This is a genomic window from Pedobacter sp. UC225_61 (assembly GCF_044452285.1).
Taxonomy (GTDB): domain Bacteria; phylum Bacteroidota; class Bacteroidia; order Sphingobacteriales; family Sphingobacteriaceae; genus Pedobacter.
Genome location: NZ_JBIOAL010000001.1, coordinates 1,078,101 through 1,099,791 on the forward strand (window position 1 = coordinate 1,078,101; position 21,691 = coordinate 1,099,791).

The 21,691-nt window shown below is 34.9% G+C and carries 21 protein-coding genes; 10 read left to right on the top strand and 11 right to left on the bottom strand.

Annotated features, from left to right (window positions below; all coding sequences use genetic code 11):
* The first annotated feature begins 360 nt into the window (after positions 1-360).
* The 3 genes from ACHMWN_RS05220 to ACHMWN_RS05230 are packed head-to-tail and all read left to right on the top strand — an operon-like array spanning position 361 to position 1,564.
* On the top strand, positions 361-993 hold the full coding sequence (locus tag ACHMWN_RS05220) for a peroxiredoxin (protein ID WP_397298296.1): 633 nt from the start codon (positions 361-363) through the stop codon (positions 991-993).
* Positions 994-1,007: 14 nt separating this feature from the next.
* Entirely contained in the window at positions 1,008-1,316 is a 309-nt protein-coding gene (locus tag ACHMWN_RS05225; RefSeq protein WP_397298298.1) for a thioredoxin family protein, read from the top strand.
* Positions 1,316-1,564, top strand: coding sequence for a DUF6952 family protein (locus tag ACHMWN_RS05230; RefSeq protein ID WP_397298300.1), 249 nt, complete (start codon positions 1,316-1,318; stop codon positions 1,562-1,564). The genes ACHMWN_RS05225 and ACHMWN_RS05230 overlap by 1 nt, the downstream gene beginning before the upstream one ends.
* Positions 1,565-1,634: 70 nt before the next feature.
* Here the strand turns inward: ACHMWN_RS05230 and ACHMWN_RS05235 are convergent, their stop codons facing one another.
* Positions 1,635-2,531, bottom strand: a complete 897-nt coding sequence (locus ACHMWN_RS05235; protein WP_397298302.1) for an NmrA family NAD(P)-binding protein — start codon at positions 2,529-2,531, stop codon at positions 1,635-1,637.
* A 213-nt stretch (positions 2,532-2,744) separates the two neighbouring features.
* Here ACHMWN_RS05235 and ACHMWN_RS05240 point away from each other — a divergent pair, with 213 nt between their 5' ends.
* The gene (locus ACHMWN_RS05240) at positions 2,745-3,359 is read left to right on the top strand and encodes a hypothetical protein (protein ID WP_397298304.1); all 615 of its coding nucleotides are present in this window, start codon (positions 2,745-2,747) and stop codon (positions 3,357-3,359) included.
* Between the two features lie 72 nt (positions 3,360-3,431).
* Here the strand turns inward: ACHMWN_RS05240 and ACHMWN_RS05245 are convergent, their stop codons facing one another.
* From ACHMWN_RS05245 to ACHMWN_RS05265, 5 genes are all read right to left on the bottom strand, one after another.
* Positions 3,432-6,017 carry a phosphoenolpyruvate carboxylase gene (locus ACHMWN_RS05245; protein ID WP_397298305.1) on the bottom strand — a complete coding sequence of 862 codons (2,586 nt, stop codon included), beginning with the start codon at positions 6,015-6,017 and terminating at the stop codon, positions 3,432-3,434.
* Positions 6,018-6,246: 229 nt separating this feature from the next.
* Entirely contained in the window at positions 6,247-7,794 is a 1,548-nt protein-coding gene (locus tag ACHMWN_RS05250; protein ID WP_397298306.1) for a DHA2 family efflux MFS transporter permease subunit, read from the bottom strand.
* A gap of 2 nt (positions 7,795-7,796) precedes the next feature.
* Positions 7,797-8,885 carry an HlyD family secretion protein gene (locus ACHMWN_RS05255; protein ID WP_397298308.1) on the bottom strand — a complete coding sequence of 363 codons (1,089 nt, stop codon included), beginning with the start codon at positions 8,883-8,885 and terminating at the stop codon, positions 7,797-7,799.
* A gap of 24 nt (positions 8,886-8,909) precedes the next feature.
* Complete coding sequence (locus tag ACHMWN_RS05260) at positions 8,910-10,226, bottom strand: TolC family protein (protein WP_397298310.1); 1,317 nt, start codon at positions 10,224-10,226, stop codon at positions 8,910-8,912.
* Positions 10,223-10,846 carry a TetR/AcrR family transcriptional regulator gene (locus tag ACHMWN_RS05265; protein WP_397298312.1) on the bottom strand — a complete coding sequence of 208 codons (624 nt, stop codon included), beginning with the start codon at positions 10,844-10,846 and terminating at the stop codon, positions 10,223-10,225. The genes ACHMWN_RS05260 and ACHMWN_RS05265 overlap by 4 nt, the downstream gene beginning before the upstream one ends.
* A 1,016-nt stretch (positions 10,847-11,862) precedes the next feature.
* Here ACHMWN_RS05265 and ACHMWN_RS05270 point away from each other — a divergent pair.
* From ACHMWN_RS05270 to ACHMWN_RS05285, 4 genes are all read left to right on the top strand, one after another.
* Positions 11,863-12,471 (top strand): fibronectin type III domain-containing protein, encoded by a 609-nt coding sequence (locus ACHMWN_RS05270; RefSeq protein ID WP_397298313.1) that lies wholly within the window; start codon positions 11,863-11,865, stop codon positions 12,469-12,471.
* A gap of 150 nt (positions 12,472-12,621) precedes the next feature.
* Positions 12,622-15,141, top strand: coding sequence for a glycoside hydrolase family 9 protein (locus ACHMWN_RS05275; protein WP_397298315.1), 2,520 nt, complete (start codon positions 12,622-12,624; stop codon positions 15,139-15,141).
* Positions 15,142-15,196: 55 nt separating this feature from the next.
* Positions 15,197-15,379, top strand: coding sequence for a hypothetical protein (locus ACHMWN_RS05280; protein ID WP_397298317.1), 183 nt, complete (start codon positions 15,197-15,199; stop codon positions 15,377-15,379).
* A 31-nt stretch (positions 15,380-15,410) separates the two neighbouring features.
* Positions 15,411-15,983, top strand: coding sequence for a DUF2911 domain-containing protein (locus ACHMWN_RS05285; RefSeq protein WP_397298319.1), 573 nt, complete (start codon positions 15,411-15,413; stop codon positions 15,981-15,983).
* A gap of 25 nt (positions 15,984-16,008) precedes the next feature.
* Here the strand turns inward: ACHMWN_RS05285 and ACHMWN_RS05290 are convergent, their stop codons facing one another.
* Together ACHMWN_RS05290 and ACHMWN_RS05295 are read right to left on the bottom strand one after the other, a co-directional pair.
* Positions 16,009-16,500 carry a hypothetical protein gene (locus ACHMWN_RS05290; protein ID WP_397298320.1) on the bottom strand — a complete coding sequence of 164 codons (492 nt, stop codon included), beginning with the start codon at positions 16,498-16,500 and terminating at the stop codon, positions 16,009-16,011.
* Complete coding sequence (locus ACHMWN_RS05295) at positions 16,497-17,078, bottom strand: RNA polymerase sigma factor (protein WP_397298321.1); 582 nt, start codon at positions 17,076-17,078, stop codon at positions 16,497-16,499. Before ACHMWN_RS05295 ends, ACHMWN_RS05290 begins: the two co-directional genes overlap by 4 nt.
* Positions 17,079-17,468: 390 nt before the next feature.
* Here ACHMWN_RS05295 and ACHMWN_RS05300 point away from each other — a divergent pair, with 390 nt between their 5' ends.
* Positions 17,469-17,828 (top strand): DUF6249 domain-containing protein, encoded by a 360-nt coding sequence (locus ACHMWN_RS05300; RefSeq protein ID WP_397298323.1) that lies wholly within the window; start codon positions 17,469-17,471, stop codon positions 17,826-17,828.
* A gap of 70 nt (positions 17,829-17,898) precedes the next feature.
* Here the strand turns inward: ACHMWN_RS05300 and ACHMWN_RS05305 are convergent, their stop codons facing one another.
* The 3 genes from ACHMWN_RS05305 to ACHMWN_RS05315 are packed head-to-tail and all read right to left on the bottom strand — an operon-like array spanning position 17,899 to position 20,013.
* Complete coding sequence (locus ACHMWN_RS05305) at positions 17,899-18,324, bottom strand: hotdog fold thioesterase (RefSeq protein ID WP_397298324.1); 426 nt, start codon at positions 18,322-18,324, stop codon at positions 17,899-17,901.
* On the bottom strand, positions 18,321-18,824 hold the full coding sequence (locus tag ACHMWN_RS05310) for a DinB family protein (protein WP_397298325.1): 504 nt from the start codon (positions 18,822-18,824) through the stop codon (positions 18,321-18,323). The genes ACHMWN_RS05305 and ACHMWN_RS05310 overlap by 4 nt, the downstream gene beginning before the upstream one ends.
* Positions 18,784-20,013, bottom strand: coding sequence for a sensor histidine kinase (locus ACHMWN_RS05315; RefSeq protein ID WP_397298327.1), 1,230 nt, complete (start codon positions 20,011-20,013; stop codon positions 18,784-18,786). The genes ACHMWN_RS05310 and ACHMWN_RS05315 overlap by 41 nt, the downstream gene beginning before the upstream one ends.
* Before the next feature lie 136 nt (positions 20,014-20,149).
* On the opposite strand from ACHMWN_RS05315, the gene gltX reads away from it, so the two are divergent.
* Positions 20,150-21,658, top strand: a complete 1,509-nt coding sequence (gene gltX / locus ACHMWN_RS05320) for a glutamate--tRNA ligase (RefSeq protein ID WP_397298329.1) — start codon at positions 20,150-20,152, stop codon at positions 21,656-21,658.
* The last annotated feature ends 33 nt before the right edge of the window (positions 21,659-21,691 follow it).

Below are 21,691 nucleotides of genomic sequence, written 5' to 3' on the forward strand. Positions count from 1 at the left end.
CTCGTTTTAAAGAAAACAAAAGCCACAAGAATTATTTTCTTGTGGCTTTTTTGTTCCATATGTAAATCCAGCACGTCATTGCGAGGCACGAAGCAATCTTAAAGCGATATACAATCAAACTTTACTTTTTTGTAAGATTGCTTCGTGCCTCGCAATGACGAAACATGTAAAAACCTGCGTATCTGTGGCTATTTTTTGCCCAAAATTTCAGTTCGAATTTAATATAGACAAAAACTAACCATTATCAATAATTTATAGTTTTTGTCTATATGGCTATCAACATTTAGTATGTAAGATAAGTTAAACTTGATTGTTTTAGAAGGCTTATTGCCTTATCTTTGCAAAAAATTTAATTTATATATGGCTATAGTAGGTAAAAAATTCCCGAGTGTTAGTATTGATGCAATGTCTGAAATGGGCGACGACTTGAAAATCAATATATTTGAAGAAGCAGTAAATAAAAATTCTAAAGTTTTATTATTCTGGTATCCAAAAGATTTCACTTTTGTTTGTCCAACAGAATTACACGCATTTCAAGCAGCTTTACCGGATTTCGAAAAAAGAAATACAATTGTAATTGGTGCATCATGCGATACAAACGAAGTTCATTTTGCATGGTTAAATACAGCAAAAGATAATGGGGGAATTGAAGGTGTAACTTATCCTTTATTAGCGGATACACATAGACATTTAGCTAATATCTTAGGTATTTTAGATCAAGATGTTGAATATAACGAAGCGGGCGAAGAAGTGTTTTCAGGTTCTAACGTAACATATAGAGCAACGTATTTAATTGATGAAACTGGTAAAGTATTCCACGAAAGTGTAAACGATATGCCATTAGGTAGAAACGTAAAAGAATATCTGCGTTTAATTGATGCCTATAGTCACGTACAAAAACACGGTGAAGTTTGTCCAGCAAACTGGGAAGAAGGTAAAGAAGCAATGAACGCAAACAGAACTGGCGTTGCAGAATACCTAAGCGCTAACTAATTAACCTAAATCACATGTTTTTAGAATTAACAGAAGATAACCTTCAGCAGCATTTAGCTGATCACAGCAAAGTGATGGTTCAATATGCGGCATCTTGGTGTGGCAATTGTAGAATCATGAAGCCGAAGTTTAAAAAAATGGCATCAGAAAATGAAGAAGTTGCATTCTTAATTGTTGATGCTGAAAAATATCCTAATTCAAGAAAGTTTGCTAACGTTGATAATTTACCAACTTTTGCAGCTTTTGAAAACGGTGCATTGGTTGATCAAGTTCAAACCAATAAAGCCGAAGGATTAGCAGAATTATTTACAAAAATAAAGTAATGAAAATTCCAGTTATAAGACAGTTATTTCAAAATAACACTCCAGAAAAATTGGAGGCAACATTAGAAGTTTTAGAAGCATTTTGTGAGTTTAGAGGCGTAAGCGAAACAGAAGTTGATGTTGCAGGTGAAATGATTACTAATATTTGCGGAGCATTAGAAGTTCATCAAATGGTAAAAGAGGGTGCAGTTGAAAAAGATGCACTGAATGCTTTTGGACAACGAGTAATGGGGTCGATTGATCGTTAACTATTATTCATTTATTAGTACTAAAAGACCCATAGATAAACTGTGGGTCTTTTTTATTTATCTATTGTTTTCACTTAACTTCTTTGAATAGCAATTCTCTAACAGTTGTCCACCTTATTTCTGGATAACGGTCGTTATCATATACGGTTACTTTTGCTCTTCCACTCATCATATCCCTCATGTATTGCATCCCTTGCCATGCTGGATAAAGCTCATGTTTTGCAGGATTAAAAAATTTGATGGTTTTAGTCAGAACTTGTAGCAATTTTAATCCCCCTGGCCTAAAGAGTTTAAATGGATGATCCGTTACTTCTCCAACAACTTTAGCGATTTCTTTAGGTGTAATTTGATCGCCAGCGATGTGGTAATAACGTGGAGATGATTCCTCCAATGCAACACAAGCAGTAAATTCTGCTATATTATCCATTGTAGTAAAATCGAGAGATTGATCTGCGTTTCCCCAATACAAAAGTTTCTTTTGCTTAAATAAAATCATTGGTATTTTATCGGTAAGCATATCCATAAACGTTCCATTAAAAATGCTTGTTGCAGCAATAGTAGTCTGATCTAAGTAGCGATGAAACTCACGTCTCAAATCTAAATTTCTATTTTCACCGTCTTTAAGCCTTGTAAAATCAATGGAGAAGTCTGAAGGAATGAAACGCTTAACTCCAGCCGCAATAACCGCATTTAATAATCTTTTCTGCCCATCGATAATTACTTCTCTCAAACCTGATAATGCAGAAATTACACAGTGTGCATTTATACAGGCGTCTGTTAATTGTTGAATGGATGAATAGTCTACAATAACAATTTTTACACCTAGGTTTTCTAATTCTTTTATTTTACCTGCATCACTATTACTCCTAACTAGGGCATGTACGATGGCATCTTTTTCTCGTAAGGCTTTACTAATGCGTGTGCCTAAGTTACCTGTAGCTCCAGCAACAACAATGATTTTTTCCATGAAGTAGTTATCTCTTTAGCTATAACATCAGAATGCAATTATAGTTTGAGACGTCGGCTCTAATTGTTTATTAAATAACCTATAGATTCTTTTTAGTTTAAACAGGTAGAAGCTTTCTATATTATCAGTGAAATTCTTTGTAACTATTTTAATAGTAGAATGGATTTACAAAAAACAAATTGTAATATTACTATCTAACTTAACGACTATTACATGATAAAGAAATTAGTATTGACCACCTTTTTGGGACTGGTTTTATGGAACACAAGCCTGTTAGCGCAGGATAAGAGAACTACTGTATTTGGGGTTGAAATGCGTACAAATGCTCTTGAAATCGGAGCAGAGTATTTAAGCCCTATGAAAGACATGAAAGAATTATTTGGTGAATTTAGTTATGGTATTGCGGCTCGTTATCGTTTCGGTATTACCGAACATAAAAGTTTACTTTTTAGTTTGGGATATGAGCAATTCAAAGGTGGAAAGGTACAAGGCTATACTCCTAACACTTCTTATACTACAAGCCTTGGCTTAATTCCTGTTAAATTTGGCTTACATTTTAAAGTAATAAAGACCCTTTATATTGCTGGAGAAACGGGCGTAAGCATCTCTACTGGCGTTCCTAATTATGACAAGTATGGAGGTGCAAATATAAATGATTATAAATTTAGCACAGTGATGTTTAACTTTTCTCCTTCTATTGGCTTTCAATTACCTCTTGCTAATAAAAACCACATAGATTTAAGTGCTCGATATGAAGGAATTGCTGATCAAGGATTTAAGTCACTCGCCGGCTTTAGAGCAGCTTATGCTTTAAATATTTCTAGATAAAATTAAATTACTACACACCAAACATCTTAAGTTAACCAATTGATTAACTTAAGATGTTAATATTTTAAACTATTAAGCCAAATTTCGTCCTGCGTTAACAATACCGTAAACCGTACGAATGGCTAGCTTTTCATATGCTTGCTGCTGCTCTTCATTTAGTTTATGTTGTAGCTTTTCTAAAGCATAGTGTTGAATTAGTACTAATGGCAAAATTATTTTCTCGCGTACAGCAATAGAGCGCTTCTCTACCGGATAATTTTCCATTAAACTATGATGACCAGCCAACTTCAACAACATGGTTTTAGAAAGCTCGAATTCTTCGTGTAAGGTTTTCCAAAACTCACCGTATGTTTTGTCTTTCGCTAAATAAGCAGTTATGGTAAAATCAGATTTACTCATAGACATCATACAATTATCTATAATGGTTTTAAAATATCCTGATTCCTGATATGTTTTAGTCACTTGTTCCCAATTACCAGCTTTTTCTTGATTTTTTAAAGCGGTTCCTATTCCATAAAAACCAGGGATATTTTGTTTCAACTGACTCCAAGAGGTTACGAAACTAATTGCTCTTAAATCTTCTAATTTCAACGCTTCACCAGAGTTTCTTTTCACTGGTCGACTACTAATTGTAATTTTAGAAAGCAGTGTTAATGGCGATAAGGTTTCTAAGTAAGGTAGAAACAACGGGTGCTGACGTAAAGCTAAAAACGATTCATAACTATCTTTTGCCATTACCTCTAACGTGTTATAATTTTCTGGATCTAACAATACGTTATGTTTTTCCTTTACACCTGCAGAAATACCTGCATTAATTAATTGCTCAATGTTAAAAGCAGCACTATCAATAGAACCGTATTGCGAACTAATCGTTTGTCCTTGTATGGTTAATTGAATATTCTTGTTCGCAATTTCTTTACCCATTGATGCATAAAAACGATGTGTTTTACCGCCACCACGAGAAGGTGGACCGCCACGGCCGTCAAAAAATGCTAATTTGATATTGTGCTTTTCCGAAACAGTAGTTAAGTCAACTTTTGCTTTAAAAATAGACCAGTTAGCCATTAAATATCCACCATCTTTTGTACTGTCAGAGAAGCCAAGCATAATATCTTGCTTTCCGCCCCTGCTAGCTAAATGTTTTTGATAAAAAGGATGAGTATATAATGTTTCCATGATTTTGGCTGCGCCGGATAAATCATTTACAGTTTCAAAAAGAGGTACAAAATCAATCGTCAATTCATCAGCTTCCCAACCATTCCATAAAAACAACTCCATCAATTGTAAGATGTCGCTTGCTTGTTGGCAATTACTAATAATAAAACGGTGACAAGCCATTTCACCATTGCTTTGTTGCATCTCTTTAATTTGAGCAATGGTTTGTAAAGTGTCCTCAATCAAACTACTTTGTTCACCGCTGTAAATTATCTTAGCATTTCTAAAAGAGAGGGCTTTTATTTTTTCTTCTTCAGATAACTCAGCATAATTCTCACTAAACAAGGCGTTAATTGGTTTCTGTTGACGGCAATACGCATGCACATCACGCAAAATGCGACTATCTTGTCTAATATCTAAGGATGCAAAATGGCTACGATACAATTCAACTTTTCGCAATAAATCATCTACCAAATCGGCAAAAAGTCCATCATGATCATTCGTTAAAATATCCTTAATCTTATGTAAATTTTCTAATAAGAAATCTGAAATATCTTGTGGTTCTAAATTACTATCGAACGCATTTTTATACAATACATCTTGTAAAACAGCAATTGCATCTTCAACTCCTCTAAATGTAATGCGGCGTTTTATATTTCTAAAATCACGGTAATAACATCTAAATAAAATTTGACGCAACATTTTAGAAACTTGTAATGTTGTTTCTGGATGTACATTCGGATTGCCATCTCTATCGCCACCTGGCCAAAAACCTAATTCAATAATTTTTTTAGGATCGATATGGTATTCGCTCAATAACTGATTTAATCCAGATTGGATATTTGCTGCCGCGAAATAGAACACGTTCTCTAAATACCATGCTAAACTCAACGCCTCATCAACCGGTGTTGGAGATTTTTTATTGAAAAAAGGTGTTTTACCTAGCTGTTGCAATAACTGATTAATGGTACTGATATCGTTTTTTTTGATGGCTAAAGTTAAATCGTTAATAATAGCCAAAACACTACCAGGATAAAATTGAGTTGGGTGAGCGGTTAATACTAAGCGCAAAGAAAAGTCCTCGATGAGTTGATCAACCTTGTGATGTAATTTTTTATTGTCGTTCGCTTTTAAAAATAATGCTCTTAGCGAACTTTGTTCATCTGTAATATTCAACTTATTAAATGAAGCATCCTCAACCGCATCAAACAATACTACTTGTCTCTCTATGTATTGAATAAACCTAAACAGTAAATCAATAATATCCTGCGGATCTGTATTTGGCGTGTATTTCTTAAAAAACTCTTCTATTAGCTTTGCTGGTGTTTCATGATGTTTTACACCTTCCTCGCAACTTTTAATAAACAAGGGTAATAAGGTTCCAGTGTCTTTTACCTTATAAAATGGAAGGGTTAAAAATAGACTATTGTATAACTCAAAACGAGAGATAACCTCGTTATTAAATACTGATTCTCGCTGACTAGTAGGTTGGTGTGCTTGCATGTGGATAAGATAAGGATATTGCGCTATACCAACAAAAATAATACAAAAAGAAAGAAAAAGTTAATAATTATAAATTTTGAACTTTTATAAATAAGTCTTATCTTGTGTCTTATTAAAGGTTAAACAAATCTTTTAAAAGTATCCGCAAGGTTTTGTAAGAAAACTCTTGTACTAATTGTTAATTTTTTGGGAAAAAAAAGTCCCGGCATTTATGTCGGGACTTTTTTATTTAATGGGCATCGGTTACTATGTTAGCATTCTTTTTAAACTTTTGCAGGTACAGCAAAGGAATAGAGAATAACATAATCAATCCGGCTACCCAATAGGCATCATTGTAAGTAAGTAACATTGTTTGCTTAATCACAGATCCTTCAATTGCTTTCATGGCCATTAGCTTCGCATCTAAATAAGAAGCGCCCTTAGCCATGAAATTACTAATTAAGCCATTTAGCTTTTGCGTAAATGAAGGATTGTATTCGTTGATATTCGTTAATAAATTACTTCTGTGAAAGCCAGCACGAACGTGGATAAGTGTAGTTAATGCGGCAATTCCGAAAGAACCACCTAATTGTCTACTCATGTTGTTTAATCCAGATCCCTGTCCAATTTCAGGCCCTTTTAAATCTTGCATAGCCAACGTTGTTAATGGAACAAATAATAAGGCCATTCCAAAACCTCTAATCACTAATGGCCAGAAAAAGTCGCCTGTTCCAGAAGCTAAGGTCGATTTACTCAACATCCAACAGAAAACAAAGAACAAGAACATTCCGCCTGTTGCCATAAATTGTGCCGGTACACCTTTCTTAAGCATAATACCGATAAATGGCATCATAGAAATGGTACAAATTCCGCCCGCAATAAATAGTTTACCAGTTTGTAGCGCAGTAAAACCTAATAAATTTTGTGCAAAAACAGGGAATACGAACACTGAGCCATATAATCCAAATCCTAAAATGAAGGAAGTAAACATCCCAATGGAGAAACTTCGCTTTTTCATGATCTTGAGATTTACAATCGGATGGTCTGTACTTAACTCTCGCCAAATAAATAACAGCAAGCCAAAAACTGAAGTTGCTGCTAACACAACAATATAAGGAGTAGAGAACCAATCTTCGCTTTCACCTTTTTCTAACAACGTTTGTAAACTACCAACGGCAATAGCTAATAATCCTATACCATACCAGTCTACGGGTTTCCCCTTACCGTCTTTTGGCGTCTCTCGAATAAACGTAATCGTACAATAGGCGGCGAGTATCCCGACGGGAATATTTACGTAAAAAATCCAAGGCCAGTCGGCAATCTCTAAAATATAACCCCCAATTGTTGGTCCTACTGTTGGCCCTACAACCGCACCTAAACCAAATAAAGCAGTTGCAATACCGACATCCTCACGAGGCCAAGTTTCTATCAAAATTGCTTGAGCAGTAGAAATCAATCCACCACCTGCTAGTCCTTGCAAAATCCTAAATAGAATTAATTCATTTAAGGATGTTGCATTACCACACAAAAAAGAAACAAGGGTAAAAACGATGATGGAGGTTAAGAAATAATTTTTACGTCCAAAGCGACTACCCAACCAACCCGACATGGGCAAGATGATTACGTTCGCAACGGCGTAACCTGTAGATAACCAAGCGATGTCCTCGAGGGTTGCGCCTAAGTTACCTTGTATTTGAGGAATTGCTACGTTTACAATCGTGGTATCAATCAGCTCCAACAACGAAGCCGTGATTACGGTAAACGTAATAATCCATTTTTTAAAACCTACTTCGGCCATTGTTAGTTATTTATAGAAACAGATACTTTTACGCTCATTCCTGGACGTAATTTTTCTAGTAATTCTTTGTCTTTTCCTAAAAATTTGATTTTTACAGGCACACGTTGTACCACTTTCACAAAGTTACCCGTTGCATTATCTGGAGGCAATAAAGAGCCTTTTGCACCAGTAATTGGAGAAAAATTGTAAACTTCTCCTTCAATTGGCTGGTCTTGATAAGCATCAACAGTAATTTTAACTTTAGAACCTACTTTAATTTTTTCTAATTGCGTTTCTTTAAAATTCGCAGTTACGAACAAACTGTTTTCATTTACAATAGCAAACAACGATTGACCTGGTTGCACTAATTGACCTTTTTGAACATTCTTTTTAGAAACAATACCTGTTGCAGGTGCTTTAATTTGCGTGTATGATAATTGCAGTTTAGCAAAGTCTACGTCAGATTGACGTTGACTAACACCAGAACTACTTACGCCCAATTGAGATTGAGTAGTTCCTACTTGTTTAACGGCTGCATTATATTGATCTACCGCTGCTTGATAGGCTGCTTGAGCTGCTGCTTTTGCAGCTTCTGCAGATTCTTTATTAGCTCTTGCCTGATCGAAAGCTTGTTGTGTAATGGCACCATCTTTAATCAAATTCGCATAACGATTAAAATCTTTCTGCGCTAAATTTAATTTCACATTTGCCGCCTGAACATTTGATTGAGCAGCTTGGATATTTGCTTTTGCCGTACTTGTATTTGCAGAAGTTGCAGCAATTTGTGCTTGCGAAACACCTACACCAGCATTTGCACCAACTCGGCCCGCTTGTGCTTGCTCTAATTTAATTTTGTAATCACTATCGTCTAAGGTTACTAAAACCTGATCTTGATTCACTTTTGTGTTTTCTTCGAAATTAATATCCTTTACATAGCCGCCTACACGAGCTACTACCGGACTAATATCTCCGTCAATTTGTGCGTCATCTGTATCTACATGTTTGCTAGCATACATATATTCACTAATACCAAATGCTGCACCAGCAACTAGCAAAATTGCTAATACAATTGGTAAAACTTTATTTTTCTTTTTTTCTGGTTTCGTTGTCATTGTCTTTATGTTGTTATGGTTATATTATGGAGTAATTTTTCCTGTAGATTTTAATAAAGTATAGTAAGCTAGCTTGGCATCCGCTTTTGCCAACTCTAAATTGATTTTAGCTTGATATAAAAGCGTTTCTGCATCAATTCTATCTGTAGCAGAAGCGATGTTGTTTTTATATTTTGATTCTAATAATCGATCGTTTTCCGTTGCTTGAGCAATTGAAGTTTCTAAAACGTTAATTCGTTGTACAGCTAGATTATAATTTTGATAGTTTCTATTCAACTCTGTTTTTACATTATCAGATAACATATCTTTTTGCAAACCGATTTCCTTTTGTTGAATTTTAGCTTCAGCTACTTTATTTTTATTGTTCCATAAAGAAGCGATGTTCCAAGAAATGGTTGCACCAATAGTAACTGGCATGATAAACTGCTCTGAAGGAGGAATGAAACTGCCGCTTGGGTTAATGTAATATAAGTTTGCACCAACTCCAACAGTAGGTCTAGTGTTTGCCTTAATCGTTTTGATGTTAAAATCAGCTACTTTATTTTGCAAATCTAATTGTTGTAATTCCTGACGGTTCGCAAAAGCAGTGCTGATGTAGGTACTTAATGGCTGTACCGTTTGTAAAGGCAAATCACTTTCAGCAATGGCAACTTCAGTATCTTCAGGCAAGCCTAAAAGGATATCTAAATTGTAATTGATGATTTTACGATTGTTCTCAATTTCTAAATCCGTTAACGAGACATTGGCTTGTTGCAATTGAAATCTTAACACATCATTTTTAGTGACGATGCCTTGCTCAAAAAAGCGTTGTGCTTGTTTTAGTTGACTAGCAATGGCTTCTAAATTCTGAGCAACTACCTTTTTGCTTTGCATTACTTTAAAAAGAGAAAAGTAGGTGTTGATGATCGCATAGCTAACTTCTTCCTTGTTTTTATCGGCATCTAAACGAGCAACATCTGTTAATAGTTTAGTGCTTTCTTGTGCATATTTATATTTGCCACCACCATAAATAACTTCCTGAATTGCTGCGGTACCTACAAAGGCATCAGCTCTGCTTGGCAAATGAATCGGATTACCACCGCCAATACTTAATGTATTTGTAGGAATTTCGGCATGGTTGTATAAAAAACTTGCCGAAGCACTAGGCAACACATTGTCTTTTACTACCGCAAGCCTCGCAACAGCTTCATCAATTTTATTTTGCGAAAGCTTAAGGTTTTTGCTATTGGCAACACCTAAATCTATGGCTTCTTGTAAGCTAAGCTTTTTAACTGTTTGCGCATTAACTACAAGTGGTAGTAGTAATGCAGTTAAGAGGATTTTAAATTTATTAGTTATCATTTATTTGGGATTATTATATAAGATTGTACGAGGTGTTGTAAAAATGAAGACAGGCGTTGGCGAAGTTCTTCTCGTTGTTTATCGTTTTCTATATCAAAGTTCGGGTCATCTATCACTTTATCGGGTTGAGAAGAAACAGAAGTGATTGCACCGAATATGGTAGCGATAAGCATACGGCCGTCTATTGCTTTAAAACTGCCATCCTTTACACCATCCGCAAAGATTTCTTCTATGACCAGGCGGTTTTCTCTTATTGCATCTTTTATTTTGCTGTATATCTCTGGTCGCTGACCTAAAGAAAGTTCTCTTTGCATCATTCTGTGAAAGCAAACATTAGAAAAAATCTTTCTAGTGTATTGGTCAATCACTTTCATTAGTTTTTCTACAGGAGATACCTGAAGTTCACTTATTTCTTTTAATGTTGATTTATGTCCAGAAATACGTGCTTCCATAATTTCTAGAAAAACGCCCTCTTTACTTCCAAAGTAATAATTAATCATCGCCATGTTGGCGCCCGATTCCTTAGCAATTTGACGAGTAGAAGTACCCTCGAAACCAAATTCAGAAAACAGCATTTCTGCCGCTCTAAGGATATCAGTTTTTTTATCAGTTTTTTCCATTTGTCTTTTTGATGGGCCAAAGTTAATCAATCGATTGATTAATTTCCAAATTTTTGTGATGTGGTTTTACAATTGAATGATAATTGAGTAGCGTAATTAGGATGAACTGTTGTCCTTGCGAGCGCAGCGTGGCAATCTCCTGTGAGCAATAGACCTTGATTTATAAACTGTCCACTATGTTAAAGCTTAATTTTCTCTTAATAAATTATCGGAATTGTTAAACATAATTAACTGACAATTAATTAATTAACTAATAAATTACTTGCGTTGTTTCCTCTTTATCTCTACTTTAGGAAAAGAAGAAATCGTTGGTTTTTGCAAAACAATCAAGACTACTTTTACCAGTTTGTGTGATCGAATACACTTTGCTCTGGGAACAGAATTAACCAGTGGAAATAAAAACGTAAGTGATGATTAATCTTTTAATAGAAACAAATGTGTTCTCTTTATTTAGTGTAGTACCAGAAAAAAGAGCACGGCTCCCACCAAAGTGAATAACTTTAAAAGGTGGTCATATGGCTGAAAAACAATAGCTGTAAATTAGCATGAAACAATTGTCAACTGATTTTAATTGATTAACAACTGTCAAAAGAAAATAAGCAACTGTATTTTTTGGATGGACAACTGTCAAAAGAAAATAAACAACTGTATTTTTTGAATCGACAACTGTCAAAAAGAAATAAGCAACTGTATTTTTTGAATTGACAACTGTCAAAAAGAAATAAGCAACTGTATTTTTTGAATTGACAACTGTCAAAAAGAAATAAACAACTGTATTTTTTGAATTGACAACTGTCAAAAGAAAATGAACAACTGTATTTTTTAAATTGACAACCGTCAAAAGAAAATAAACAACTGTATTTAATTCATTGTTGAGCGTTGCTAGACTATAAACATAGCTTAAACAAGATTATACATTCATTATAAAACAATTTATCTATCAATTTCATATCCCGCTATTTATTCATTATGCTGTCTAATTAGATTAATGGTAAATAGGGCTTAAAAACAAAACTATGAGTAAACCAAAAATTACAACGGGCTTTAGCCGTTACCATAAAACAGAACTAGATGTTAAAGCGAAATTTATTGTCGACAGTATGACAAACAATCCAAACTTTGTAACACCTGTTCCTTCATTAGCTGAGGTTACAGCGGCAACTACCGCTTACATGGTAGCCTTGAGTAATGCCGAAGGCGGAGGGAAATCTCAACTAGCAATACGAAACCAAACTCGCGATAACCTAGAAACAATGTTAGAAAAACTAGCGCTCTATGTTGAAGCATATGGTAAAAATGACGAAGTGATTTTACTAAGTTCTGGATTTAGTCTTGCGAAAGGATTTAGTCCGATTGGTATTTTAACAAAGCCAGAAAGGTTTACAGCACAGCCTAAAGAGAAGGGTACTATCAATTTAAAACTAGCCGCCATACATGGTGCAAGTAGTTACCAGTTTGAATATCGTGTTCTAGGTGATGAGACATGGATTATCTCTGTGCAAAGCAAAAGCTCTTTGTCCTTAACTAATTTACAAAGCGGTTCGCAATATGAGTTTAGGGTAGCTGGCATAGGTAGCGCTAAAGAGCGGATCTATAGTGATGAACTTAGAAGCTTTGTGTTATAGATAGCAGTAATTCTATAGTTTAAAAAGCCACTCAAAAGAGTGGCTTTTGTATGTAAAACGTATGCTAGATTTTTAACAGCTTAATTAATTGTTGTAATTTGGTTTTGAGTTAGCGTAGTTTGCAAATTCCCATTTAATATATACAAGTCGATGAAAAAATTATCCTTACTTAAAGCCTTTTTGCTAATCCTCACCTTAACCTCTTTTATTTCAAAACCAGAATTCAATTCAACTAACAGTTGGGTAAGAATTAATCTATTAGGCTATCAACCAAAAGCCACTAAGGTTGCTATTTGGGCAACCAAGGCAAATCAAGTCCCAGATAAATTTGAGTTGATTGATCAAAATGGAAAAGTAGTCTATACGTCAACCGCTATTAAATCATTTGGTGCTTATGGCCCGTTTACCGCAACAGCAAGACTAAACTTTTCTGATTTTAAAACACCAGGTAAATATTTCATCCGCATTGCTGAAATTAAATCTCCAGAAATTATCATTAACGATGAAGTGTATCGCCATACGGCAGACTTTGCCCTGCGTTACATGCGTCAACAACGAAGCGGATTCAATCCTTATTTAAGAGATAGCTGCCATACTCACGACGGTTATGTATTGTACGGCGCAAAAGCTGGCATAAAAGACAGCACCCATATGGACGCATCTGGCGGATGGCATGATGCAAGCGATTATTTGCAGTATTCCACTACATCAGCCAATGCTACTTATCATTTATTAATGGCATATCGAGATTTTCCTCAGGCATTTGCCGATACGAAACAAGCCAATGGTTTGGATGGCAAAAACGGAATGGCCGATGTGCTGGATGAAGCAAAATGGGGTTTGGATTGGTTGGTAAAAATGCATCCAAAAGACAACATTATGTTCAATCAGCTAGCGGATGATCGAGATCATATTAATATGAGAATTCCGAAAGAAGATAGTCAGTATGGGAAAGGTTTTGAGCGACCACTGTATTACATAGATGGCGAGCCACAACAACGTGGTAAGTTTATGAATAATACAAAAGGTACGAGTTCTACCGCTGCAAAGTTTACTAGCGCTTTTGCATTGGGCTCTAAAATTTTCGCGTCCACGGACGAAACATATGCTCAACAATTGAGACAAAAAGCAATGAGTGCATTGGCGTATGCGAATATCAAAAAGGGGGTAACACAAACCGTTTCTGTGAAATCACCTTACATTTATGCAGAAGATAATTGGGTAGATGATATGGAATTGGCGTATGCATCGATGCCATTAGTAGAAGAAAAATCGTGGAGAAAAAATGAAAGCATTGCATTTGATTACGCAAAGCAAGAAACCATTACGCCTTGGCTAACTAAGGATACCGCAAATCATTATCAGTATTATCCTTTTGTAAATATTGGACATTACGAATTGGCAAAGAACTCCCAACAATATAAAAAAAAGGTGGCCAGCTATTATAAACAAGGCATTGAACAAGTGTGGGAAAGAGCACAAAAAAATGCTTTTTATCGTGGGGTTCCATTTATTTGGTGTAGCAATAATTTAACGGTTGCTTTTGCACAACAGTGCATGTGGTATAAGCAATTAACCGGTGACGATAGTTTTACTGAGTTAGAGCAGGCAAATTTCGATTGGCTTTTTGGGTGTAATCCTTGGGGAACAAGTATGGTGTATGGTTTGCCAAGTTGGGAAGACACGCCAACGGATCCACACTCGGCGTTTACCCATTTAAAAAATTATCCGATAGATGGTGGTTTAGTTGATGGACCAGTTTATACCAGTATTTATAAAAATTTAATCGGTATTCAATTAACCAAACCAGATGCCTATGCTGATTTTCAAAGTGATTTGGCAGTGTATCATGATGATTATGGAGATTACAGCACAAATGAACCAACAATGGATGGAACGGCTTCGCTCATTTATTTATTGGCTGCGTATGATAGTAGAACGAAAACTATTCCGAAAGAATTTCAGAGTTTGCAAGGTGCAATTATTAGAGGTAAAACCACCGAAAAGAAAATTGCCTTAGTATTTACAGGTGATGAGTTTGCAGATGGTGGAAATAGCATTAATAAAACATTGGTTGATGAAAATGTAAAGGCATCTTTCTTTTTAACAGGGAGATTTTACGGCAAACTCAAAAACAGAAAATTAATTGAAGCGTTAAAAACTAACGGGAATTATTTAGGGCCACACTCTAATGCTCATTTATTATATAATGACTGGACTAAAAGAGATAACTTATTGGTTTCTGAACTTCAATTTAAAACTGATTTAATTTGGAATTATAGTGCAATGGAAAAGTTTGGAATAACAAAGGATAGTGCCAAATATTTTCTTCCGCCGTATGAATGGTACAACCAACAAATTGCAGATTGGACAAGCCAAATGGATTTACAATTGATAAATTTTACTTCGGGCACTCGGTCAAATGCAGACTACACCTATCCAGAATTAGGAAAATCATATAGAAATAGTGAGGAAATTTATAAATCGATACTAGAGTATGATAAAAGTAAACCTGATGGATTAAATGGTTTTATATTGCTACTCCATATCGGAACAGATCCAAGGCGAAAGGATAAATTTTATGATCGATTGCCAGAATTAATCAAGTACCTCAAAAATTCGGGGTATGAGCTGGTCAAAATCAATGAATTATTAAAAGTGGAGCATTAAATGCGTTAAACTTTTTAAAATAAATATTTACCTTTGGCACAAATTATATATAAAGATGAATACAGAAGACAATAAAAATAGCTTTGAGTGGGTTTGGTACGTAATTGGCCTTTTAACAGGTATGGCATCAATTTTATCAGTAACAACTAGTTTTGGTTGGGTAATTTTAGGCGGTATTTTAGGGTTAATCTTCGCAGGAGTATTTTTAAATAAAATTGTAAAAGGTCGCGAATACTAGATCTTTAACTATTCCTTTAATTTTTATTGATATGAAGAAATTAGGCATGTGCCTTGTTTTGGCATTATTTAATTTTGCAGTACACGCACAAAAAACACCGGCTGCAATTAAATTTCCGAGTTTGGACGCTAGTCCATTGGATGCACTTTATTATCCGCTAAATGCGACAAAAGTAAAAAAGGAAGATACATCAATGCCTATCATCAAGGTTTTGTATTCTCGTCCACAAAGAAAAGGGAGAGAGATTTTTGGTGTTTTAGAACAATTTGATAAAGTATGGCGATTAGGTGCAAATGAAAGCACAGAAATTTACTTCGATAGAAAAGTAACTATCGGAGATAAGAAAATTAAAGCTGGCACTTATAGTTTGTTCGCTATTCCAAGCAAAGATAAATGGACAATCATTGTAAATAAACAAACTAGCCGATGGGGGCTTAATTATGATGAAACCAAAGATTTAGTAAGAGTTGATGTTCCAGTAACTAAAATAGAAAAACCTATTGAAGCGCTTTCTATGACTTTTACAGATTTAGAGGATGGCGTTAATTTGGTTATAGCATGGGATTTTACCCAAGTTGCTTTACCTATACATTTCAAGAAATAATTCATTATAAATAAAAAAGGGAGAATTAATCTCCCTTTTTTTGTGCTAAATCTTTTCTTTTCCTCAAAAAACCATCTAAGTAAAGTAATCCTAAGGCTACATCCACCAATAAGAAAATTTGAATGGTTGTTGCATTAATATGTTTCGATACATCAAAATTTAGTGTTGGCATTTTGAACTCGAAAGTCGCATTGCTTTTAGCTACAGCGTACATAAATAGACCTATGATAGATAAAGCGAAGAATGTACCAATGCTATAGATAATACGATTGTCTATTTTCGTTTTTAAGGCCACAGGCTTTAATTCTAAATTCACTTTGTCCATAACATTTCGCGTAAAAGACATAGATGGTTCTTCAAAATCAAGTTTGTTCAGCTCGTTATGAACAGCCAATAACTCTTGATACGTGCTATGATATTGAATATTGACCGCTATTTTAGTTTCAATTTCAATTTTTTCTTCGGCAGTACAATTACCGTCAATGTAGTTCCAAAGTTGTTCTTCTATTGTGTTCATATCAATTCCTTTACTTCATCCTTTAACAAATACTGTAATTTCTCTTTTAAACGTTGTCTTGCTCTGTGTAATTTTACCTTAACTGTATTTGGTTCCATGCTTAAAGCTTCACCAATTTCTTCTAAACTTTGCTCGCCTTTATAAAACAAAGTAATAATTGCAGCATCGTCTGGTAAAAGCATATCAATTGCTTGGTTTAAGTACGCATAACTCGATTTCTTTTCTACTATATTGGCATCAAAATGAGTACCATTATTTGCAATTTGTAAAACGTTTTCATCATCATTAATAGATTGAGTATCCAATCTCTTTTTGCGTAAAAAAGTCATCGCTGTGGTATACGTTATGGTATATAGCCAAGTAGAAAATTTAGAAGTTTGCTTAAACGTTCCTAATGCTCTATATGCTTTAACAAAAACATCTTGTGCAACCTCTTCTGCATCTTCCCTATTTTTTGCGAAACGTAACGCTAGCGTAAATACAAAGCGCTGATGGTGTTTAACTAACACCGCATATTGTGCGGTATTGCCGTTCAGCACTGCTGTAATTAAATCTAGATCTGTTTCTTTTTGCTGCATAAGATTATCACTAAGACGCAGGGTTTTAAAGCTAGGTTACACTAATTTAGAAGTATTTAGTTATTAGTAATCTTAATTCTATTATTTAAATTAACTAGGGTATATGTAATCGTCATTGCTAGTATTGGTAGATGTATAATATAATCCACAGATTTCTCGGCTACGCTCGAAAAGACGAACGGGCTAACAAGATCATTCCGAACTTAATTGGTATGATGATCAAGGTCGCATGTCAAATTAATTAACCGATTTAAACAGTTAACAGATCTCATGTTTGTTCTTTTATCTTTTTTATCTGACGGGTGTAACCTAAATTTTTTTGATGTAGTCATAGTATTCAGAACACGGTTCATAAACGAAAAGAAATATTAACATTAAAAAAATAAGATCATGGAAGGAATATTAGTACCTATCACATTTTTCATCTGCACATTTGCAATGATATTCGGAATAAGATATTTTAACAACAAAGAAAAAATGGCAATGATTGAACGAGGCATAGATCCTGGCGTTCGTAAATCTACACCACAACCATTTTTAAGTTTAAAATTCGGCTTACTATTAGTTGGTTTAGGGATTGGCCTTTTAATTGCCTTATTTACGGTAAGAGGTGTATTTGGCGGCAATATGACTGATGCTGAAGAAGGACAATCTGTAGCGATTTACTTCGGTTGCTTAGGCATATTTGGAGGCCTTGGTTTAATCTCTTCTTATATTGTTGAGAAGAACTGGTTAGATAAACATAGCTAGTTAGAAAGTTGATAAAGAAAGTCTATAGGCGATAGCTTATGGACTTTTTTTGATTCTATGACTTAAGCTTTTATAAAGGCTTCGGTAAAATGGCAACGGTTAATCGGCTTACACAATTCATCTTCCCTTTATCGTTGTACATTTTTATTTCCCAAACTTGCGTTTTTCCACCAAGGTGTAAGGGTTTACAAATGCCTTTAACCAATCCAGAACTTACTGGACGAATATGATTGGCATTTACTTCTAAACCAACAGCAATATATTTATCTGGATTGATGCACATATAGGATGCGATACTTCCTAAGGTTTCAGCTAAAACTACTGATGCACCACCATGTAAAATTCCTGCAGGTTGATGTGTTCTTTCGTCAACTGGCATGGTTGCAGCTACATAGTCTTCACCAACTTCTGTAAACTCAATCCCTAATACTGCACCAATATGATTTTTTGGTCTATCATTCAGCATTGCTGGAGTAAATTCCTGAAACCAAATCATAAATAACGCTCTTTAATCACATTTGTATGATGAATAATGTGACCAGCAAGGATGTAAACTAAAGATCTTACACTCATTTGCTTTCCGTTTGCATTTCCAATAACGTTCAGTTCATCCTCATTTAAAGAATTAATGAGATATAAATTGGCTTTTCTTAGCAACGTGAATTCTTCAGCAAAACTAAATAAACTACGATCTTGGAAATGTGCAGCAGCTACATAATCATCTTCTTCAAAACCCGGCAATGCCACTTTTTCGCCTCTAGCAAAACTTAATAATCTAAACACTAAAATGCGTTCAGTATCTACAATATGACCTATTAATTCTTTAATTGTCCATTTACCAGGAGCATAAGCATAATCTGCTTTTTCGACTAAACTATTAATGAACTCTGCAAATTCTGTAGCTTGTTTAGTTAGTATTTCAATTACATCACCTTCAACAAGGCGAATGTAGGTGTTACCCCATTCTGGGTACTCCTGTGTTTGTGGTCGGTTCATATGTAATACTGCTTTTTAATATAATTCTAAAAGTTGTGCCTTTGCCTAATTCAGAGTCTTTTACAAATATTTGTCCTTTATGGTAGTTTTCTATTATCCTTTTGGTTAAGGATAACCCTAATCCCCAACCACGTTTACGAGTGGTATAACCTGGTTGAAAAACTGTATCAAACTTAGAACGAGGAATACCTCTTCCAGTATCACTAACGTCGATAAATACTTCTTCTTTGGCTAGGTTTTCTATAATATTGATGGTAATTGTTCCTTCATTTTCTATCGCATTTGCGGCATTCTTCAATAAATTTTCAATCACCCAATCAAATAATGGAACACTTAATAAAGCTCTAACTTGACTATCTCCTGTTATAATAAAATTGATTTTGTCAGAGGTCCGGACTTTAAAATAATCTACAAAATTTTGAATAACCACATACACAATGTGATCCTCAAGTATTGGTTTAGAACCAATTTTAGAAAAACGATCGGTAATAATTTCTAATCGATGAATATCGTTTTCCATTTCTGCAACTAACGGATCATCTTCCGCATCGAACCTGGATTTTATAAGCTCTACCCAAGCCATTAATGATGAAATTGGCGTGCCTAATTGGTGTGCTGTTTCTTTGGCCATCCCTACCCAAACTTGATCTTGTTCTGCTTTTCGGGCCTGACTAAAAGCTACATAGGCCGCTAAAACAAATAAGGCTACTACGCCAAGTTGTATGTATGGAAAATAGCGTAATTGGGTTAAAATAAATGAATCTTTGTAGTAGGCAATTAAAGGCTCCCCCTCACTGCCAACCATTCTGGCAGGTAAATGCTGCTCTTTCATTTTGGCCAATTGCCTTACATAATATAAGGAGTCGTATTGTTTTGTAGTATCACTATCGTACAATGTTTTTGTACTGTCTAATCCGTCGTACAAATAAATTGAGCCATTTTCCTCAGTGATGATAACGGCCATTTTATTGTTTTTCTTAATTAGATCGAAAACACCAGTTAATTGCTCGTTATCATACATCTTCATCTGCTGTTCTAATACTTTCACACGAAGTTGAAATTGAGCGGCCTCTTCGCGTTCCATTTTTTTTACAAAGAAATCAGAATAAAAAACGGATGCACCACCAATAACGATAGCAAAAACAAGTAAAAATATCTTCCAACGACGCTTTTTCTGATATGGATTCATAAGGGTGATGGCAAATTACAAAAAAATGTAAAATGTAAGATGGAAAATATATCATAACAAGACTCAATCTGAGTTTACTGACCATTTTCTGTTTTCCATCTCACATCTTCCATTGAAATCTTATCTTTGTACCGTAATGGAAAAGAAAATTAGAGTAAGATTTGCTCCAAGTCCAACTGGGGGCTTACACTTAGGCGGCGTTCGTACCGCATTATTTAACTATTTATTTGCTAAAAAACACAACGGAACTTTCGTTTTACGTGTAGAAGATACAGATCAAACTCGTTTTGTTGCTGGAGCAGAAGAGTATATTGTAGACTGCTTAAATTGGTGTGGACTAACACCAGATGAAAGCCCACAAAAACCAGGTGCTTTTGGACCTTATCGTCAAAGCGAACGTAAAGCAAGTTATAAGCAATATGCTGAGCAATTAATTGCGGATGGATATGCCTATTATGCTTTCGATACCCCTGAGGAGTTAACGGCCAAAAGAAATGATCAGCCTAACTTTTTGTACGGACAAAAAAGCCGCATGGAAATGCGTAATTCTTTAACATTAGCACCGAATGAAGTGGCTAAATTAATAGCCGAAAACACACCTTACGTAGTACGAATCAAAATTCCAGAAAACGAAACTGTTTCTTTTGTGGATATGATTAGAGGGCTGGTAAGTTTTGATACGAATTTAGTAGACGATAAAGTTTTGCTAAAAGCAGACGGTATGCCAACCTATCATTTAGCAGTTGTTGTAGATGATAAAGCGATGGAAATTAGTCATGCTTTTAGAGGAGAAGAATGGTTGCCATCTGCACCGATTCATATTTTATTATGGAAATATTTAGGCTGGGAAAATGAAATGCCAAAATGGGCACATTTACCATTGATTTTAAAGCCAGATGGAAATGGAAAATTAAGTAAGCGTGACGGAGATCGTTTGGGTTTCCCAGTATATGCCATGAATTGGACAGATCCAAAAACTGGAGATGTGACTAAAGGATTTAAAGAATTAGGTTTTATGCCTGAAGCTTTTATTAATCTTTTGGCGATGTTGGGTTGGAATGATGGGACTGATAAAGAAATATTTTCATTAACAGAACTGATTGATTTATTCTCAATAGAGCGCATTAGCAAAGCTGGTGCAAAGTTCGATTTCGAGAAAGCAAAATGGTACAATCACGAGTGGATAAAACTGTCAACAGCTAGCAATTTGCAGGTTAAGGTTCATAGTTTATTAACCGAAAAAGGTATTGAAGTAAAAAATGAAAGTTTACTATTAAAAGTAATTGACTTAGTTAAAGATCGCTGTAATTTATTAGGTGATTTTGTGGATCAAAGTGTCTACTTTTTTTCTTCACCAGTTGAATATGATTTAGCTGCGGTTAAGCCAAAATGGAGTCCTGAAAAAGCTGCATTTTTTCAAGAATTTAGTCAAAACATACAAGATGATTCAACTGCTTTACAATCGGAAGAAGAATTTAAAGCACTCGCAGAAGCCAAAGGATTTAAACCTGGAGAATTAATGCTTCCATTCCGCATTATGCTAGTAGGTGGTAAATTTGGGCCTGGCGTTTTTGATATCGCTACTTTATTAGGTAAAGCTGAAACACAAAGAAGAATAGAAAAGGGCATTGCAGCTTTCAACTAGAAGGATATTTTTTAAATTGGTATAAGAATTGCC